At 60.7% G+C, this 17,383-nt stretch carries 12 protein-coding genes and 1 pseudogene; 8 read left to right on the plus strand and 5 right to left on the minus strand.

All coding sequences use genetic code 11. The features are described from left to right. The first annotated feature begins 363 nt into the window (after nt 1-363). Nucleotides 364-690, plus strand: a complete 327-nt coding sequence (locus tag C8D82_RS18090; RefSeq protein WP_116885695.1) for a hypothetical protein — start codon at nt 364-366, stop codon at nt 688-690. 7 nt (nt 691-697) lie between these two features. On the opposite strand, the gene C8D82_RS18095 is transcribed toward C8D82_RS18090, so the two are convergent. Both C8D82_RS18095 and guaA read right to left on the minus strand, forming a co-directional pair. Continuing rightward, complete coding sequence (locus tag C8D82_RS18095) at nt 698-1,426, minus strand: class I SAM-dependent methyltransferase (protein ID WP_116885696.1); 729 nt, start codon at nt 1,424-1,426, stop codon at nt 698-700. A 278-nt stretch (nt 1,427-1,704) separates the two neighbouring features. After that, a complete protein-coding gene (guaA, locus tag C8D82_RS18100; protein WP_116885706.1) occupies nt 1,705-2,970 on the minus strand; it encodes a glutamine-hydrolyzing GMP synthase in 1,266 nt (421 codons plus the stop codon). Between the two features lie 243 nt (nt 2,971-3,213). On the opposite strand from guaA, the gene C8D82_RS18105 reads away from it, so the two are divergent. The 3 genes from C8D82_RS18105 (at nt 3,214) to C8D82_RS18115 (ending at nt 6,020) form a co-directional block, all read left to right on the plus strand. Then, nucleotides 3,214-4,125 (plus strand): nucleoside hydrolase, encoded by a 912-nt coding sequence (locus tag C8D82_RS18105; RefSeq protein ID WP_116885697.1) that lies wholly within the window; start codon nt 3,214-3,216, stop codon nt 4,123-4,125. A 5-nt stretch (nt 4,126-4,130) separates the two neighbouring features. Then, entirely contained in the window at nt 4,131-5,009 is an 879-nt protein-coding gene (locus C8D82_RS18110; protein ID WP_165833183.1) for a ribokinase, read from the plus strand. A gap of 99 nt (nt 5,010-5,108) precedes the next feature. After that, nucleotides 5,109-6,020, plus strand: a complete 912-nt coding sequence (locus tag C8D82_RS18115; protein ID WP_116885699.1) for a hypothetical protein — start codon at nt 5,109-5,111, stop codon at nt 6,018-6,020. Between the two features lie 723 nt (nt 6,021-6,743). On the opposite strand, the gene C8D82_RS18120 is transcribed toward C8D82_RS18115, so the two are convergent. Beyond that, on the minus strand, nt 6,744-7,652 hold the full coding sequence (locus C8D82_RS18120; protein WP_116885700.1) for a GNAT family N-acetyltransferase: 909 nt from the start codon (nt 7,650-7,652) through the stop codon (nt 6,744-6,746). A 396-nt stretch (nt 7,653-8,048) separates the two neighbouring features. Here C8D82_RS18120 and C8D82_RS18125 point away from each other — a divergent pair, with 396 nt between their 5' ends. Genes C8D82_RS18125 through C8D82_RS18135 form a run of 3 tightly spaced genes read left to right on the plus strand, consistent with a single transcriptional unit; the run spans nt 8,049 to nt 12,142 of the window. Beyond that, the gene (locus tag C8D82_RS18125; RefSeq protein ID WP_116885701.1) at nt 8,049-9,107 is read left to right on the plus strand and encodes a LacI family DNA-binding transcriptional regulator; all 1,059 of its coding nucleotides are present in this window, start codon (nt 8,049-8,051) and stop codon (nt 9,105-9,107) included. Nucleotides 9,108-9,120: 13 nt separating this feature from the next. Then, complete coding sequence (locus C8D82_RS18130; RefSeq protein WP_116885702.1) at nt 9,121-10,278, plus strand: type II secretion system protein; 1,158 nt, start codon at nt 9,121-9,123, stop codon at nt 10,276-10,278. Nucleotides 10,279-10,303: 25 nt separating this feature from the next. Beyond that, entirely contained in the window at nt 10,304-12,142 is a 1,839-nt protein-coding gene (locus C8D82_RS18135) for a glycosyl hydrolase (RefSeq protein WP_165833184.1), read from the plus strand. A 13-nt stretch (nt 12,143-12,155) separates the two neighbouring features. Here the strand turns inward: C8D82_RS18135 and hcp are convergent, their stop codons facing one another. Continuing rightward, on the minus strand, nt 12,156-13,697 hold the full coding sequence (hcp, locus tag C8D82_RS18140) for a hydroxylamine reductase (RefSeq protein ID WP_116885707.1): 1,542 nt from the start codon (nt 13,695-13,697) through the stop codon (nt 12,156-12,158). 475 nt (nt 13,698-14,172) lie between these two features. Between hcp and C8D82_RS18145 the strand changes: the two genes are divergently transcribed. After that, on the plus strand, nt 14,173-16,515 hold the full coding sequence (locus C8D82_RS18145) for a hypothetical protein (RefSeq protein WP_116885704.1): 2,343 nt from the start codon (nt 14,173-14,175) through the stop codon (nt 16,513-16,515). 724 nt (nt 16,516-17,239) lie between these two features. Here the strand turns inward: C8D82_RS18145 and C8D82_RS22400 are convergent. Then, nucleotides 17,240-17,383 (minus strand): annotated as a pseudogene (locus tag C8D82_RS22400) (IS982 family transposase); the annotation flags it as partial.

The following is a 17,383-nucleotide window of genomic DNA, read 5'->3' on the forward strand; positions in this document are numbered from 1 at the left end:
AGAGGCCGTTTCACCATGAGGAGTGATTTCCCGGGAGAGGAGGACCTGCTACGAAGAAGAGGAGAGCGTCGCGGAAGAGGAAGCCCCGGCAAGGAGAAATTGCGGAGGAACGGAAAGTGAAGAGGCCGTTTCGCCATGAGGAGTGATTTCCCGGGGGAGGAGAACCGCGAAGCAGGCGTAAAAGCGACAGCCGCCGTGAAGAGGAGAAAAGAGGAACGGCAGCAATGCGGCATTGATCCGGCGGAGTGATTCAGAAGTGAAGAGCTGAATCACTCCGCCGTTTTTTGTATTCCACGCGATCCCCCAGCTTGAAAAAACGGCATTCCCATACTATACTGACAGGAAAATATGAAAGGAAGCCCGATGAAAGCCGTTATCATCTATATCTCAGTGATTGTGCCGGCCACGTTCTGGCTTTCGCTGTACATCGCCGGCTTCTGGATATCCGCTGTTTTTCTGGCAGGCGGCCTCGGTTCGCTGCTGCTCCTGCGCCCGATCGGCAAGACGAAAGACGAAACGCTGCGCTCCCTGAAAACCGTACTCTACGCCGCTGCCGTCACCCTCGGCTGTTTCCTGTTTCTGAATCTCTCCTGCACCGCCTTCCTGCCCCAACCGCAGGAGCCCCTGCCGAAACCGCCGCTCAAGTGCATCTGCGCTCCGTCGGACCCGTTCAGCGCCGAACGGAATTGAATGCCGTTCACTTTTCCAGCCGCTTGCCCAATACGACCTGATCCAGATAAAAATCAGACTGATCCGGCAACAGTTTTGAAAGCAGCAAACCGCACAGATTGTTCCATGTCCCCAGCGTCAGAATCAACACATAGCGCAGCCAGAGCGGACGGAATGGAATGACACAATCCCAATAAGCGTTTTTCAACTGAAACAGGGCGGTAATTCCGGTGCCGATTTTTTCCTGCCTGAGAACAGCAAAGCCGTTTCTTTCCAGCAGGGCTTTCAGTCCGAAAGAAGTATAACGGGCGTAATCGAACGGTTTTTCATGTTCGATCCATGCAAAGGGAACCGTCAGGATGATCCGTCCGCCCGGACGCAGCACACGCCGAAGTTCCGTCAGCAACTCCTCGGGATTGAAAACATGTTCCAGCACCTCATTCAACACGACTCCGTCGAAGGTCTCCGAGTCGAACGGCAGCGTCTGACCGTCATAAAAGTAATCGGCGTTCCCGGCCTGCCGGGCAGCCGGAGTATCGATTTCCACGCCGACATATCCGGTACAGGCAGTAAAAAGTTTCTCGTAAGGCCGGGTTCCGCAACCGACGTCCAGTATCCGCCCTTCCAGCTCCGGGGCCAGCTTTTCCATCATCCGGGCAATGCCATGCCGGGAAAAATAGAAATGATTCAAAAAAATTCCGGTCGGACCGGGACAGAATCTCTCCCGGAGAATCAGCTCCTTCAAAATCTTCAACATCGCCTTCTCCCGCCAAACGGCATAAAAAAACTACCGGTGTTGGAAAGGTTCCTTCCACCATCCGATCTTGCAGCACACTGCAGAAACAATACGCCGCAGTCCGTCGGAAACAACTCCCGGCGGACCGCGGCCTCCATACGCATTCCGGCAAGATCAATCAGAAACGCAGCATCAGCGGTTTCTCATTCCGGAAAGCATATCAGTCGCGATTCCGGCCAGTTCCCCGGCCGGAACCGCAACGGCCAAACCGGCAAGCCTTTAAAAAAAACAGGCCGGCCTCACTCCCACTCGATGGTGCCCGGGGGCTTCGCGGTGATGTCGTAGACGACGCGGTTGACCCCGTCGACCTCTTTGACGATGCGTTCCATCATGGTCTCCAACAGCTCCCACGGCAGGCGGACCACCTGTGCGGTCACCGCATCCACGCTGTTGATGGAGCGGATCGCGATCACGTAATCGTAGGAACGCTGGTGGTTCTTGATGCCGACCGTCTTGACCGGGACGAAGATCGCAAAAGTCTGCCAGGTCTTGTGATACCAGCCGGCTTTGGTCAGCTCCTCAGTCACGATCGCGTCGGCTTCGCGGAGCATCGCGAGCGTGCTGCGTTCAATCGCACCGACGTGGCGCACGCCGAGCGACGGCCCCGGGAACGGGTGGCGGTCGATCAGCTCCGAAGGCAGCCCGAGCATGCGGCCGACCTCGCGGACCTCATCCTTGAACAGGCGTTCGACCGGCTCGACCAGCTTGAACTTCATGTTTTCCGGCAGGCCGCCGACGTTATGGTGGCTCTTGATCACGCCGTTCGGATTGCCGTCCAGCGGAATGCTTTCCAGAATGTCCGGGTAGATCGTCCCCTGTCCGAGGAACGGAGCGTCGACCTTGGCCGCCGCCTCCGCGAACACCTCGATAAACTCCTTGCCGATCACCTTGCGCTTCTGTTCGGGATCGGAAACCCCCTTGAGTTTGTCCAGAAAGCGGTCGGAGGCGTCGACGTAGCACAGATTCATGTCGAAGTTGCGCGCGAAAATCTCCTGCACCATTTCCGGTTCATTCTTGCGCAGCAGCCCGTGGTTCACGAATACGCAGGTCAACTGCTTGCCGATCGCCTTGTGAATCAGCGCCGCGACCACCGAGGAATCCACGCCGCCGGAGAGGCCGAGCACGACCTTCTGGCCGCCGACCTGACTGCGGATGTCGGCGATCGCCTCGTCGATGAATTTCTCCATGGTCCAGCTGCCGGTGCAGCCGCACTTCGCCTTGCAGAATTCGACCGCTTCATCGACTTTACCGCCGATGCCGCCGGTCAGGTCGAGGGTCGGCAGCTTCAGAGCGTCGAACTTCGCGCGGGCTTCCGGGCGGGCCGGAACGCCGACATCTGCGCAGACGATCAGTCCGGCCGGAGCTTCCTGCGTGACGCGCTCCGCCGGAACCGTGTACGGCATCACCATCGTATAGATGTGCCGGTCCCGGATGGCGCGGGCGAATTTCTGGATATCCTCACAGCCGAAATTCAACAGCACAATGGTTTCAGGTGTCTGTTTCATACTCTCCTTCCCGAGTTGATTGAGAATGTTGGTTAACATACCCTCTTTTTGCCCGAAATGCAACCGGGAAACCTGCCCGCTTTTCAGAAAAACATCCGGCCCGATTCCTCCGCAGTTTCTCCCGGCCATACCGGAATCGTCATTTTGTGCTATAATATCCGTGAACTGTACCATCGAACGGGGTTGCCAAACGGCGGAGCCTGATATATACTTATAGCATAAACCGCAAGGAGCACACCAATCATGAACGTTTTGACCGAAGAGACCATGCGAGCCCGGCTGGAGGTTCCCGCCGGCAGGATCGACGCGATCCTCGATACCGACACCTTCAACGAAGTGGACGACCAGTTCGCGCTCGCCTACGCGCTGTTTTCGCCGGAAAAGATCAACCTCCGCGCAGTGACCGCCGCGCCCTTCTTCAACGACCGTTCCAGCGGCCCCGGCGACGGCATGGAAAAGAGCTACGAGGAAATTCAACGCATCCTGAAGCTGGCCGGGCGCGATTCGGCCGACTTCGCGTGGCGCGGCTCGGCCAATTACCTGCCGGACCGCCATACTCCCGTCGATTCCCCCGCCGCCCGCCGCATCGTCGAACTGGCCCGCGAAGCCAAAGCCGCCGGCAAAGTAATCTACGTGCTCGGCATCGCGGCGCTGACCAATATCTCCTCCGCGCTGCTGATGGCGCCGGAGATCATCGACTCCGTCGTGGTGATCTGGCTCGGCGGCCAGCCGCACCACTGGCCGACTCACGGCGAATTCAACTATGCCCAGGATATCCCGGCGGTGCAGGTGCTGTTCGACTCCGGCGTGCCGCTGGTGCAGGTGCCGTGCGCCTCGGTCGCGGAGCTGCTGATGGTCACGATCCCGGAGCTGGACGTGCGCTGCAAAGTGCTCGGCCCCCTCGGTGAATTCCTGTACGAACGCACCTCCACTTATATGAAAGAACGCAACTTCGACAGCAAGGTGATCTGGGATATCGCCACGGTTGCGTGGTTCACGGTGCCGGAGACGTTCGCCTCGGCCGTCCATCCCGCGCCGACGGTGGACGACGAAGGAGCTTACCGGCAGCAGCCGGGCCGCCACCTGATGCGGACCGTCTACCACATCGGCCGCGACGCCGTATTCACCGATCTCTTCAACCGGCTCAAAAGGTGATGCCCATGAAGCGGATCATCAACATCGGCTCTCTGAATCTGGACAAAATCTACCAATTGCCCCACACGCCGCTGCCGGGAGAGACGCTGACCGCCTCCTCCAACCGAATCGGACTCGGCGGCAAGGGGTTGAATCAGTCCATCGCCGCCGCCCGCGCCGAAGCCGCCGTGATCCACGCCGGGGCGGTCGGACCGGACGGGGAACCGCTGACCGCCGCGCTCCGGGAGGCCGGGGCGGACGTGTCGCTGGTCCGGGTCCGCGATACCGCGACCGGACACGCGCTGATCCTGGTCAATGAAAAGGGCAACAATTCGATCGTGCTTTCGCCGGGCGCCAACCACACCCTGACGATCAACGACCTCGACGAGGCGATCGGCCAAGGGCATCCCGGCGACATCCTGCTGCTGCAGAACGAAACCAACCTGATCGCGGAGGCGATCAGGCGCGGCCATGCGGCCGGCCTGAAAATCGCATTCAATTTCGCCCCGTTCGATCCGCAGGCGGCGCGCGAACTGCCGCTGGAGCTGGTCGATATCCTGTTCGTCAACGAGATCGAAGGCGCCGGAGTCGCCGGTGCCGGCGATACCGGCCGCATTCTCGCCATCCTTCATGAACGGTATCCGGCGCTGCTGACCGTGATGACCCGGGGGCCGGAAGGAGCGTTTGCCTGTACGCCCTCGGGCGAGGTGCTGCATGAGCCGTCGCCGCCGGAGGAGGTGGTCGAAACCACCGCGGCGGGAGACACCTTCATCGGGTTCTTTCTCGCGGAGCTGCTGCGCTCCGGCGACCTCGGCAAGGCGCTGAAGCTCGGCTGCAAGGCGGGGGCGCGCTGCGTCAGCCGTCCCGGAGCCGCGGAGTCCATTCCGACGCTTGGAGAACTTTGAACAGCGTCCCTTCCTCCCGTACAACCCGGACTTGAAATTCCGGGTTCAAGCTGTATTTTGTTATCAGACACAAAAACAGCCGGGAGGAAAGGAAAGCCGATGACACCGAGAAAACTGCGCCGTCTCCGCAATTGCGCCCTGCTGCTCGGAATACTGGCGGTGTGTTTTCTGGCGCTGCGGATCATCGACGGCGGCGAAACTTCCGTCTGGGGCTTTCCCTTTCTGCTCTGCTGGCTCTTTTCCATGCTTCTCGGCGCTTACTGCCTCGACCGGAAGCGGGGCTTCCGGGGGGTCTCCCTCGACGAAGATGACAACGCGGTATTGCGTCCTGCCACCGCCTACGACGACCTGCCGATCCAGACCCTGCTGAACGCCCGGCGTGACGAACAGCAGTTCACCGCCCGCGCCTACTGCCACACCGTGCTGCTGGCCCTCAGGGTTCCCCGCGTGCGCTATCTTTACCAGCTTGATATGGACCTGCTGCCGCCCTCCGACGGCGAGCTGCGGCTTTTCGACGACGCGCCGCCGGTGCAGCTCCGGAAGGGGCGCCGGCTTTTCTTGACGCTCCGGATCAAGGTGGAGGACGGCCGGGTCGTCACCGTGCGCAGTTCCACCGCGCCTCCGATGTATCCGTTTCGCCAGCCGCAGCAGACGTGGGTCGATCCGGAACGCTGCTGCCCGGCCAACACCCGCGAAGCGATCGCCGACGTGCTGGATCCCCATGCCGCCGAATGGAGCATTCAGGCCGGCAGCTACCGTGACGACGACCGCCCCCGTTACTGCACGGTATTCTGCCGGATGATCCCCGCTCGGGACGGCATTCTGCAGTGGGACGGCTTCGCGCCCGTACCGTTGCGCCAGGGCCGCGCGGTACGGCTCTACTTCGAAGTCGACCAGTACAGCCGCATCCGGCTGATGCGCCCCGTCACCCTGATGCAGGCGCTGCTGCTGCCGCGCGAATCCGAATGGGTCCGCACAGAACGTCAGCAACTCCGCGAATCTACCGAATAAAGCCCGCCGGAGATTTCGCCTTCGGCGAGCAGGGCGCTTCGCCCCTGCACCCCGACCGGCAAGGTGCCGGCGCCGAATACTTGAGAGCCGGGAAAACCGGAACGGTTTTCCCTCCGGGTAAGGGAGGCTCCGGTAGAGACAGGCATGGAGCGTACAGGAGCGGCACACCGCTCCGGTCGGCGCAAAGCCTGCTTTTTTGCAGGCTTTAGGCACTCCCTGCGCCTGCTGCCGCCGGAGGTCACGCTCGGAACCTCCAAATGCTGACCGGGAAACAGACGGGAACCCTGATGGAGGCTGATAAGAATTTATCTACCGATATACGCAAAGCGAGGTCAGGCAACAACGCAATTGCGATATCACAGGCAAGCATCTTTGAGTACGAGCCTTACTGAACCTTGCCTATATCAAAAGACAGGTAGAGTTCAGCCTCCATGAGGGTAATTTCACATCATCCGGTCAGCATCTGGAGGTTCCGCGCGTGACCTCCGGCGGCAGCAGGCGCAGGGAGTGCCCGGCGTCGGCAAAAAAGCCGACGCGGTCGCCGACCGGAGCGGTGTGCCGCTCAGGTACCCGCTTGCCTGTCCACAGTAGAGTCTCCCCCCTGGAGGGAAAGGCGGCACGCCTTTCCCGGATCTAAGTACCCGGCGCCGGCACCTTGCCGGTCGGGGTGCAGGGGCGAAGCGCCCTGCTCGCTCCAGAGGAGCGAAATCCCCGCTTCCAAGCTCAATTCAGGAAGCGGCGGGCGTAGCGCTCCGGCATTTCGCGCATATCCAGCAGGATCAGGAAGTCGATCGTGCCGAATTCCCGGTCATAGGCCGGAGCGCCGCAGATTTTGGCGCCGAGTTTGATGTAGCCTTTGAAAAGCGGCGGAAGCGTCCGTTCCATCTGCTTTTCGTGTTCCTCGAAATACCGCATCACCTCCGCCGACGGGACCCGGTCCAGCTCGAATCCCGGACGCGGCGTTGCCTGCAGCCGGGTGCTGATCATCTCATTGCGCTTGAAATATTCGTAAAGCGCCAGCGCGGCGACCGGATCGCGTTCTTCCAGACTCACGCAACCGAACAGGTAGTGGAACGCCGGTTTTTCCGAACGCCGGCGCCCCGCGTACCGGTGCAGCCAGCCGCGTCCCGGCTCCGGGCGGCGGCGCAGGGCGCCCAGTCCGCTCCACAGCAGCGCGACCACCGCGCCGGAACGGAATTCCGGGTCCACGCAGGAACGTCCGACTTCGCACACTTCGCCGCGAAGCTGCCGCAATCCGTGCACCTCAAACTCCTCCTCCGAGTAGAAACCGCCGGCCGCCGCCGCTCCGGCGCCGGAGAGCACCCGGTAGGTTCCGACGATCCGGCCCCGTTCCTTTTCCGTCACGATCAGGTGGCGGCAGTGGCGGTCGAAGCGGTCGCGGTCGATGCCGTCGTTGCAGTTGGCGAGCCGCCCCTGCTCCTGCTTGAACACCCGGTAACGCAGCTTCTGGGCGGCGGCGACTTCCGCGGGAGTCTCCGCCAGCTTCAGCCGGAAATGCTCCTGTTCGGCCAGCACCGGCTCATGCCGGCGGGCCAGGTGCGGCAGAAATCCCCGCCATTCGGCAGAACAAGCGGACGGACGAAACGATTGAATCAACGGAGTCAATATCATGTTTTTTCCTCCCCAAAGCAGTGGAACCAATTCATGTTCTTCGGTACTTTTACTATAACCGCCTCTTCCGAAAACGGAAGCCGCGCCGTTTAGGCCGCCGTCAGGAAACCGTTAGTTTCCGGTTAACGGCGCTGCCTGAAAGGAGAATAGCAATAACCGTGCCAACAGTTTTCCGAGGAGGACAGACAGATTTTCTTCCATCATGATATACAAATTATGTACAATCCATATACAGATCATGTCATTTTATCGAGCCGTACACCGGACCGCTTTCATCGGGACAAAAGAAATTTCCCAAAAAAATTGTATTTTTTTTGAATACAGTATTGACATTTTCATCAAAATGGTTCATACTATAACTGTGTTCAAAATAAATACAGAAAAAACGGATTATCGATGAAAAACCCCAAATTCAACCGCGCCGACCAGCTGATGCTCGGCCTGAAGGACCGCTGCCAGAAATTGAATGCGGGCGAGAAGTTCCTTTCGGTCCGGCAGATCATGGAGGAGTTCGGCGTCAGCCAGATCACGGTGAAGCAGGCGATCGAACGGCTCTGCGAATCGGGCGTGCTCGAAGCGCGCGACCGTTCCGGCTACTTCGTGCGGCGCGACCGCCGTTACGGCAGGATCGTTTCGATCCTGCCCGCCGGAAACTTCGGCGTCCGGCACGAGTTCACCCGGCTGCTCACGCAGGAGGCCGCCGAAGCCGGTTTCGAGCATGAAGTGATCCTGTTCGGGGAAAACCCGGAGGGAATCGCCCGGATGAGCGACGTGCGCGCCGACGCGATCATCTTCTCGCCGTTCGGGCTGGACTCCATCACCGCCGCCCAGCTCAACCAACTGATGCTCCAGCCGGTGCCGGTGGTGCTGATCAACTGCTCGATTCCGGTGGAAAACTGCCGCTATGTCGACAGCGACAACGAGTTCTGCGGCGTGCTGGCCGCGACCCATCTGCTGATGAACGGACACCGCAAGCTCGCGCTGCTCCAGACCGAACCGGACTTCCGGGTGGTGCGGGAACGTATCAGCGGCTTCCTGAAATGCGCGGAAGCCTACCGGCTCCCCGTGGAACTGCTGAATCCGGGCATCCGTTCCGGCGAAAACTCTCCGGCGAAAAGCTATGAGTTCTTTTCGGCCTATCTCGACGCCAACCCGGAGCCGCCGTTCACCGGGCTTTTCACGGTTTCCGAGGACCCGACCCGGGAGGTGCTGCGCGCGATCCGGGAACACCGCCTCTCCGTTCCCGACGATCTCAGCGTGATTTCGCTCGAACACAGCGTCACGCCGGCCATCCCCGGCCTCACCTCGGTCAACAGCCGCCGGGATAAAATCGCCCATTGCGCCATTCAGGCGATCCGGGCCCACTTCGACCACACGCCCGGCATCCCGTTCGCCTGTAAAATCACCCCGGAAATCCATCACGGCGCCACCGTAAAAAACCTTAACCTCAACTGAAGGAATTCAAACCATGAAAAGACATTTCACCCTGATCGAGCTGCTCGTGAACATTACATGCAAAATATACAATCAGTTCCCGTACGCCGCTCTGCGGAAAAGAGAGGGGTTCGGGGGAGAGAAAGCGGCGACTCGCGCCGCGTCTCTCCCCGTACCAGCCAATCCGAACACCTCTCTCATTTCCCGCAAGCTCTCACGTCTCCGCCAATGCTCTGCAAGCGGCAAGTCGGAGCAAAAACGTGAAGTTGCCTTTCCGCAGAAAAGCGGGAAGACAACTTCACGTTATTGCGGATCTTCCTTCCCCGCCGGCCAACCGCGCCTCCGCCAGTTGACCGTCCCGTACCCGGCACCGGCACCTTGCCGGACGCAGGGGGTGCGGGGGGCGGCGGACACGCCCCCCGCATACCGCCATTTAAGGCCATTCACCCTGATCGAGCTGCTCGTTGTGATTGCAATCATCGCCGTGCTTGCCTCCATGCTGCTGCCCGCGCTGAACAAGGCCCGGGAACGCGCCAAGATGGCGCTCTGCGCCGCCAATCACAAACAGGTCATGGCGGCCCAGATCCTGTACTCCAACGACTACCGCAACTATATGGTCTGGAAGGCCTCCGACGGCACGCCGTTCAGCGGGGTGCTGACCGGCGGCGTCTGGGATTTCTCCACCTCGGCCGGACAGACCTTCACCCGCAACCCGGCTTTCCCGGAGTACCTCACGTTCGCGGCGCGGCAGACCTTCCAGTGCCCGCTTTCCGGCTCCTACCTCCGCAAGGACTACGGCAACTGGAACACCAACGGCTTCTACATCCCGCTCTATGAGGAAACCACCGCCTACCAGAAGATGAAGCCGCTCACCGGCGACTTCTACGTCAAGGGAGGCGGCTACTTCGGCGGTTACGCCCTGTCGCGCATCAAACGCCCGTCGGAACTTCACCTCTACGCCGACACCAGCTTGCAGAACACCCCCTATGCGGCCTACTACTGGCGCGCCGACTACGCCGGCGACAGCAGCTCCAACGGCGGCGGCATCTGGCTCGGCCACAACGGCAGAACGCAGCTCTCCTTCGTCGACGGGCACACCGCCTCGCTGACGCTGGCGCAGATCCAGCAATTGCCGATGAAGCCGCGGCAGTTCATCTCCGAGAGCTATGTCCGCTTCACCGTCCTCCAGTGACCACCCAATTTCAGGAAACCACATCATGACGATTTTACGCACCCTTTTCCTGGCGGCCGCCGCCTCCGCCGTCCTTTCCTCCGGCGCGGCGGCATCCCCATGGGGCATCGCCGCCCATCCGATGAAAAGCTACGAATGGGATCACATCGACAAAGAGGTCTCGATGATGCGCGAGGCGGGCATCACCATGCTGCGCACCGACCTGCAGTTCTCCCGCGTGGCCCGCGCCAAGGGCAGTTACGACTTCAGCGCCTGCGACGCGCTGCTCGCCAAACTGGACGGGACCGGAATTTCGCTGCTGCCGATCCTCTCCGGCTACGACTGGGAGATCCAGTCCTGCCGTCCCGACGCGGTCCCGCTCTACAAGCATCCCGGCGAATGGCGCAACTTCGTGCGGGCCGCCGCCGAACACTACAAAGGCAGGATCAAAGTCTGGGAAATCTGGAACGAGCCGGACGGCGGCTTCTGGAAGCCCCAGCCCAACGCGGAACAATATGCGCAGTTGCTCAAAATCGCCCATGAAGAGCTGAAAAAGGCCGATCCCGCCAATCAGGTGATGGTCGGCGGGCTGTGCGGCTGGGAGGCGAGCTATCTCGCGGATCTTTACGCCGCCGGAGCCGGAAAATACTTCGACCTCGTCGCCGTGCATCCTTACGGCAAGGGGCCGGACTCCAGTCCCTTCCAGGCCCGCAGCATGGCGAAATTCCGGCGGGTGATGGCGCGGCACGGCGACAGTGCGAAGCCGGTCTGGATCACCGAATGCGGCGGTCCCAGCCACCGCAGCAACCTGATCTCCCAGCAGCCCGATGCGCTGATCCGGGCGATCCGGTTCGCTGCGGAGCAAATCGGCAGGAAACTGCCCGCCGGAGAGCTGACGGTCGGCGCGCCGGTGTCCCAGGAGTTCCCGGACCGGGATTTTGAAACCCCCCGCTCCTGGCTGCCCGGCGTCCGGATCGCCCCGGTCACGCCGCAGCAGCTCGCCGCCGCCGATCCGGCCCGGCTGCCGGTGATGATCGCCACCGAACACATCACGCTGGAGGAACCGTTCCTGAAGCCGATGCAGAGTTATCTCAGGCGCGGCGGCATCCTGCTCGCGTTCGGCGAGGTGCCGCTCTACAACCTCCGCTACCGCAACGACAAGGGGAACTGGGCGCTGCGCGGGGCAGCCTCCGAACTGCATCCCGGTTTCCGCATCGGCTTTCAGGCGTGGTGGACCAAACCCGGTTTGCCGAAGCAGACCACCCGCGTCAAAACCCTCGAAGCGGGCAAAGCGGCGGGCATCATCGACCTGAAAAACATCTACGTGACCCGTTTCCTGACCCCGGACAACCTGAAAAAAGGCGACACCTATACTCCGCTGGTCGACGCGCTCGACGGCAACGGGAACTCCATCGGGCAGGGACTGGCGCTCTATACTTTCGGGGACTGGAAAGGGGCCGTGCTCGGCTGCACGATGCAGTTCGCAGGCGGAATCACCGAGCAGGAGCAGGCCGATCTGCTGCAGACGCTCTATCTGAGTTATCTTGCCAACGGGGTGGAAAAGCTGTTCTATTACAACTTCCACAACGACGGCACCTCCCCCGCCGAACGCGAACACAACTTCGGGCTGGTGCGCTGGGATTACACTCCCAAGCCCGCCTACCGCGCCTACCGGGCGATGACCGCCGCCCTCGGACGCGCCCCGAAATTCGCAAGCCGGCTGCCGGGCCTGCCGCCGGAAGTTCAGGCGCTGATCTTCGAGCGCGCCGAAGGAGGCCGGGTACTCGCGCTCTGGACGACGAAGCCGGAGGTCTCTCCCGCCGTCAACTGCGGCGGGAAAAGCCTCCGGCCCACCGGGCAGGTTCAATACATCCCCCTGCCCTGATGCCGCGCTCCGCCTACTTCAGGGCGGCGGCGATGTCCTCGTCCGGCGTGGTGACCGGCCCGATGTTGAACTTCTCGACGAGAAGCCGCAACGTCGCGGGCGACACGAACGCCGGAAGCGACGGGCCGAGCTTGATATTCTTCACGCCGAGCGAAAGCAAGGTCAGCAGCACCGCGACCGCTTTCTGCTCGTACCACGACAGGATGATCGTCAGCGGCAGGTCGTTGATCGAACAGTGGAACGCCGCCGCCAGCATCGACGCGATGCGCACCGCCGAATAAGCATCGTTGCACTGGCCGACGTCGAGCAGCCGCGGAATCCCGCCGATGTCGCCGAATTCCAGCTTGTTGAAGCGGTATTTTCCGCACGCGAGCGTCAGGATCACGCAATCCTGCGGCACCTTTTCGGCCAGCTCGGTGTAATAGTTGCGTCCCGGCTTCGCGCCGTCACAGCCGCCGATCAGGAAAAAGTGGCGGATCTTCCCCGCCTTCACCGCGCCTGCCACCGTTTCGGCCACCGAAGCGACCGCGTCGTGGCCGAAGCCGACCATGATCTTCTTTTCCGGCCCGTCCGCCGGGAATCCGGGCTGCATCAGCGCGGCTTCGATCACCGGGCCGAATTCGCCGTTTTTCACATGGCGGGCGCCGGGATACTCCACCAGCCCGGTGGTGAAAATCCGGTCCATATAAGTCGGGCGCGGCTTCTGGATGCAGTTGGTGGTCATCAGGATCGCGCCGGGGAACAGGTCGAACTCCTTTTGCTGGTCCTGCCACGCGCCGCCGTAGTTGCCGACCAGATGCTTGTACTTCTTCAGTCCCGGATAGCCGTGGGCCGGAAGCATTTCACCGTGCGTATAGACGTTGATCCCCCTGCCTTCGGTCTGGATCAGCAACTGCTCCAGATCGTCGAGGTCGTGGCCGGAAACCAGAATCGCCTTGCCCGCCACCGGCGTCACGCGCACTTCGGTCGGCTCCGGTTTGCCGAAACGGGCGATGTGATGCTCGTTCAGCAGCTGCATCGCCAGATAATTCACGCTGCCGCACTCCAGAATCAGTCCGACCAGTTCCTCCGCCGGAACCCGTTCCGCCAGCGCCCGCAACGCCCTGGCCAGAAACGCGTCGATCTTCGCGTCGGAAGCGCCGAGCCGCCGCGCATGGTGATAATACGCCGCCATCCCCTTGAGGCCGTACAGCAAAAGTTCACCCAGCTTCGCGGCATCCTCGCCCAGCTCCTGCAGCCGCCGGGTGAATTTATACTCCCTGCCCAGCTCCAGCAGTCCGGCGGTATCGGCGGGCAGTTCGCGCGGAATCTTCGCGGCCACCCGGCGACAGAGTTCAGCAATCTTCTCCGTATCGAAGTCCACGTTGGTCACAGTAGCGAACAAGGCGTCCGCCATCAGGCCGGGTTCGGGGGCCGGACGCTTCGCGGCCCACTCCTTCAGCAGTTCCAGCAGCAGGTCCTGCATTGTCGCGCATTCGTGACTCTTGCCGCAAACGCCGGCGCGCAGCTTGCAGCCGGTTCCGCCTGAAGTCTGTTCGCACTGAAAACAGAACATCTCGCTCTTCATCTCTTCCATCATCTGCTCCTTCACAGTTGTAATTTTCCCCAAAAACCGGATAACGTTTCGGGGGGGATGCCTTCCGGCACCCCTGCTCCTATCATAACCGGCCTCGGGACCGGTCCGCATCGGATCGTTTCTCCACGCCTCCGCCTCGGCGGATTCGGCACACGCTCTTTCACCCTTCATGTTATATATTACCATCATTATTTATATTTTCAACCAATATTGCAATTTTATTCACAAATAAATCATTTCAATAACAAATCATCCACCCGACCTTCTCGCCGAAAACGTTTCTTCCGGAACAAACGGCGGCGGGTACTCGTATTTCCCGATCCGCGCCTGATTCCCCTTCCTTTCGGAAAATTTCGCATTTTATTGGCCCCGCCCGGTAGCAAGTGGTTCACAAGCCGCTATATTATATGGCCAAAAGGATTATGCAACACGACAAGCTGGGGGAGATTCCGTCATGGGCAACGACCGGGCGGCGAAGGAGCCGCGCATGAAATTCCGCCGTATCGGCGGCTTTTATCAATTAAACGTCACCGATCTGCAAGATCTGCGTTACGCCTTGGAACTGGATGAAGCGCACTGGGCGCTGAACAGCATCGACCTGGACTCGATGTACACCGACCGGCAGTTTCTGAACTTCGTCGACGACGACCACAACGGAATGATCCGCGTGGACGAGGTCAAACGGGCGATCCGGTGGTATCTGGACCGGATCAAACCGGATTCCGATCCCGGCGCGGGCACCGACGTGCTGCATCTGGATGCGATCAACTCCGACACGCCGGACGGAGCAATTCTGTCCGCAGCAGCCCGGGTGGTGCTGGAAAATCTCGGTACGCCGGACGCTTCCTCACTCACCCTCTCCCAGATCCGCAATGACAAGCAGATCATTGCCAGTCCGGGTAACAATGGCGACGGCGTGATTACTCCCGGCGGCCTTTCCGGCAGTGGCGTGATCAATCCCCACTCCACCGCCGACGAGCTGTTGGCGGGGCGGATCAAAACGATCATGGCGACCGTCGGCAGCGTCAAGGACCTGACCGGCGAAGACGGCATCGACGGCAAACTGCTCGACGCCTTCATCGCCGGGGCACAGACTTTTCTGGACTGGAAGAATGCTCCGGCCAAGGACCCGGCGACGCTGCTGCCGTTCGGAGAGAACACCGCCGCGTTCCACAGCAGATACGCCGCGCTGAAAGACCGGATCGACCAGTTCTTCCTGAACAGCGCCGCACTGCGTTTCCTGCCGGATTCCTCCGCGCGGCTCGTCAAGGTCGACGCCGTTGCGGACATCATGAATGCCGCGACCGTCCGCGACTTCCTTGATACGGTGACCATTGCCGAGCCTTCCGCCGCTGAAGAGCTTGATTTCGATGCCCCCCTGAATCCGCTGTTCGCCGACGCGCTGGAAGCATTCGCTGCCGATCCGGCGGTGCAGCCGTTTCTTGCGGGGCGGAAGCTGTCCGTCCGAAGCTGGCGGAATCTCAAGGCGACCATCGCTCCCTATGCGAACTGGCTGGGCGCCAAACCGGGCGACACTTACGATAAGTTCGATCCGGCGGAGCTCGCCGCGATGCTCACCGACGGCAGCATGGAGCAGCTCCGCAGCCTGATCGAATCCGACCTTGCAGTCGCCAGGGAAATCAGCGCCTACGACCAGTTGCTCAAGCTGGTGCTGTTCAACTGTTTCCTGCTGCCGTTCCTGAACAACTACGTCTGCCTGAGCGACCTGTTCAATCCCCACGGTCCGGCGATGCTCCAGAGCGGCAAACTGGTGATGGACGGGCGGCATTTCACCCTTGCGATGCAGATCAAGAACATTGCCGAACACAAGCGCATCGCGACGATGAGCGACATCTGCGTCGCCTATGTCGAAATCACCACCGGTCCGACGACGGCGCTGCGCAAGCTGACGCTGGCGGTCGCAATCACCTCAGGGAACATGCGCAACCTTTTCATCGGCAAGCGCGGCGTCTTTTTCACGCCGGACGGGGTGCTGTGGGATGCCAGGGTGATCGACTTTATCCAGCAGCCCGTCTCCGTTTCGGAGGCGTTGCGCATGCCGTTCTACCGGTTCGGAGAATTCGTGACCAAACAGGCCGACAAATACTTCACCTCCAAGAGCGCCGACGCCCAGAAGGCGATGGAGAAAAACATCGCCACCGGTGCATTGCCGCTGCCGCCCGCCCCGGCTCCGGCCGCCAAGGTGCAGCAGACTCCCGCCTTTTCCGGCTCGATGCTGCTGATGGGCGGCGGCATCGGCATCGCCGCGATCGGCAGCATGATCGCCTTTATCGTGAAATCGCTGCAGAACGTGTCGATCCTGAACGTGCTGGCGGTGCTGTTCGGCATCATCCTGATCTTCGGCGGCCCGATGGTGGTGATTTCACTGGTCAAGCTCTACCGGCGCAACATGGCCCGCTTCCTCGAAGCGAACGCGTGCGCGGTGAACCGCCCGATGCGGCTTTCGCGCAAAATGGGGGCGATCTTCACTTTCACCCCGCCCCTGCCCGCTTCCTCGCTGATCCGGGAGGATCTGGTCGACATCTTCCACGGTCCGATCCCGCGCCACCGGCTGCGTTGGACGCTGATCACGATTCTGCTCTGCGTGCTTGCCCTCGCGGCGACCTACTGGTTCTGGGGGAAAAAGTACTTCGAAAAGCCCGAACCGAAGCCCGCCGTCAAGGTCGAAGCTCCCGCCGCCCCCGTGCCGGACACACAGCCCCGGGACAACACGGGCGGCGAAAGACAGCAGCCCGTTACCGGCCCGGCAGCCGTAGCCCAATTGAACCGAAAATAACAACCGGCAGCCGGCGGACTGAGAAACTAAGTCCGCCGGTATTTTCCATTATTTATTTAGATCGCCCTACTTTATGGATAGGAGAAACTATTTCCGGCCGCGACTCGAAATTCCTTCGGCGTCTGATTCAATTTGCGGCGGAAAAGCTTGCCAAGATAATTCTGAAGTCATGGAGTTTCCAGTTGAATTGTTGCCCGTCTTACGGGAACTGATCGCAGGAGAACAGAGTTTCTCCGGCGGCGAAGCGTTGTGTGCCGAACTGGAACGTTTCCACCTGGGCCCACTGGCCTATTTCCGTTCAGGCGGGAAACTGCCGGCACCTTGACGGCGACAGTTCTGCGGGCAGTTCCGTCAACAGGCCGGAAACGCGCTCCGCCAGCAGTTTGCCTTCGGCAGTTGACTGCGATGCTCGAAGAAAACCGAATCCGTATTTACGCCGATCAAGGGGTGGCTCTCGCCTTTCGAGTCTATCCGGTTCCCGGATTGCGGCCGGATTCGTGACGTACTGAAGCGGGACGGCTGGAGTCATGAACTTGAAGCGATCGCCGACCACCATTTCGCGGTGCGCCGGAAAAACGGCTTTTGTCTGGAACCGCATTTTACCCTGCCGAATTTCAATGGAATTCCGGTACGGGAACTTTGGAAAGAATGTATTCCGATACAGGAGGGAGCCTGTCGCCATGTGCTTTCGCCGGAATTGAATTTAACGCCGTGTGCAAGTTTTTTAACAAAAAATCCGTTCAAATTGTAGAAGCGGATTCCCATATTTCTGATTGATACAGCAATTGATGGAATGTGCCAACAATTTCCTGCTAATCCGAACAGTCAAATGCCATAAATCTCGGGCTCTGATTTTTTCGGCATTGAA

The organism is Victivallis vadensis (assembly GCF_003096415.1).
GTDB classification, from domain to species: domain Bacteria; phylum Verrucomicrobiota; class Lentisphaeria; order Victivallales; family Victivallaceae; genus Victivallis; species Victivallis vadensis.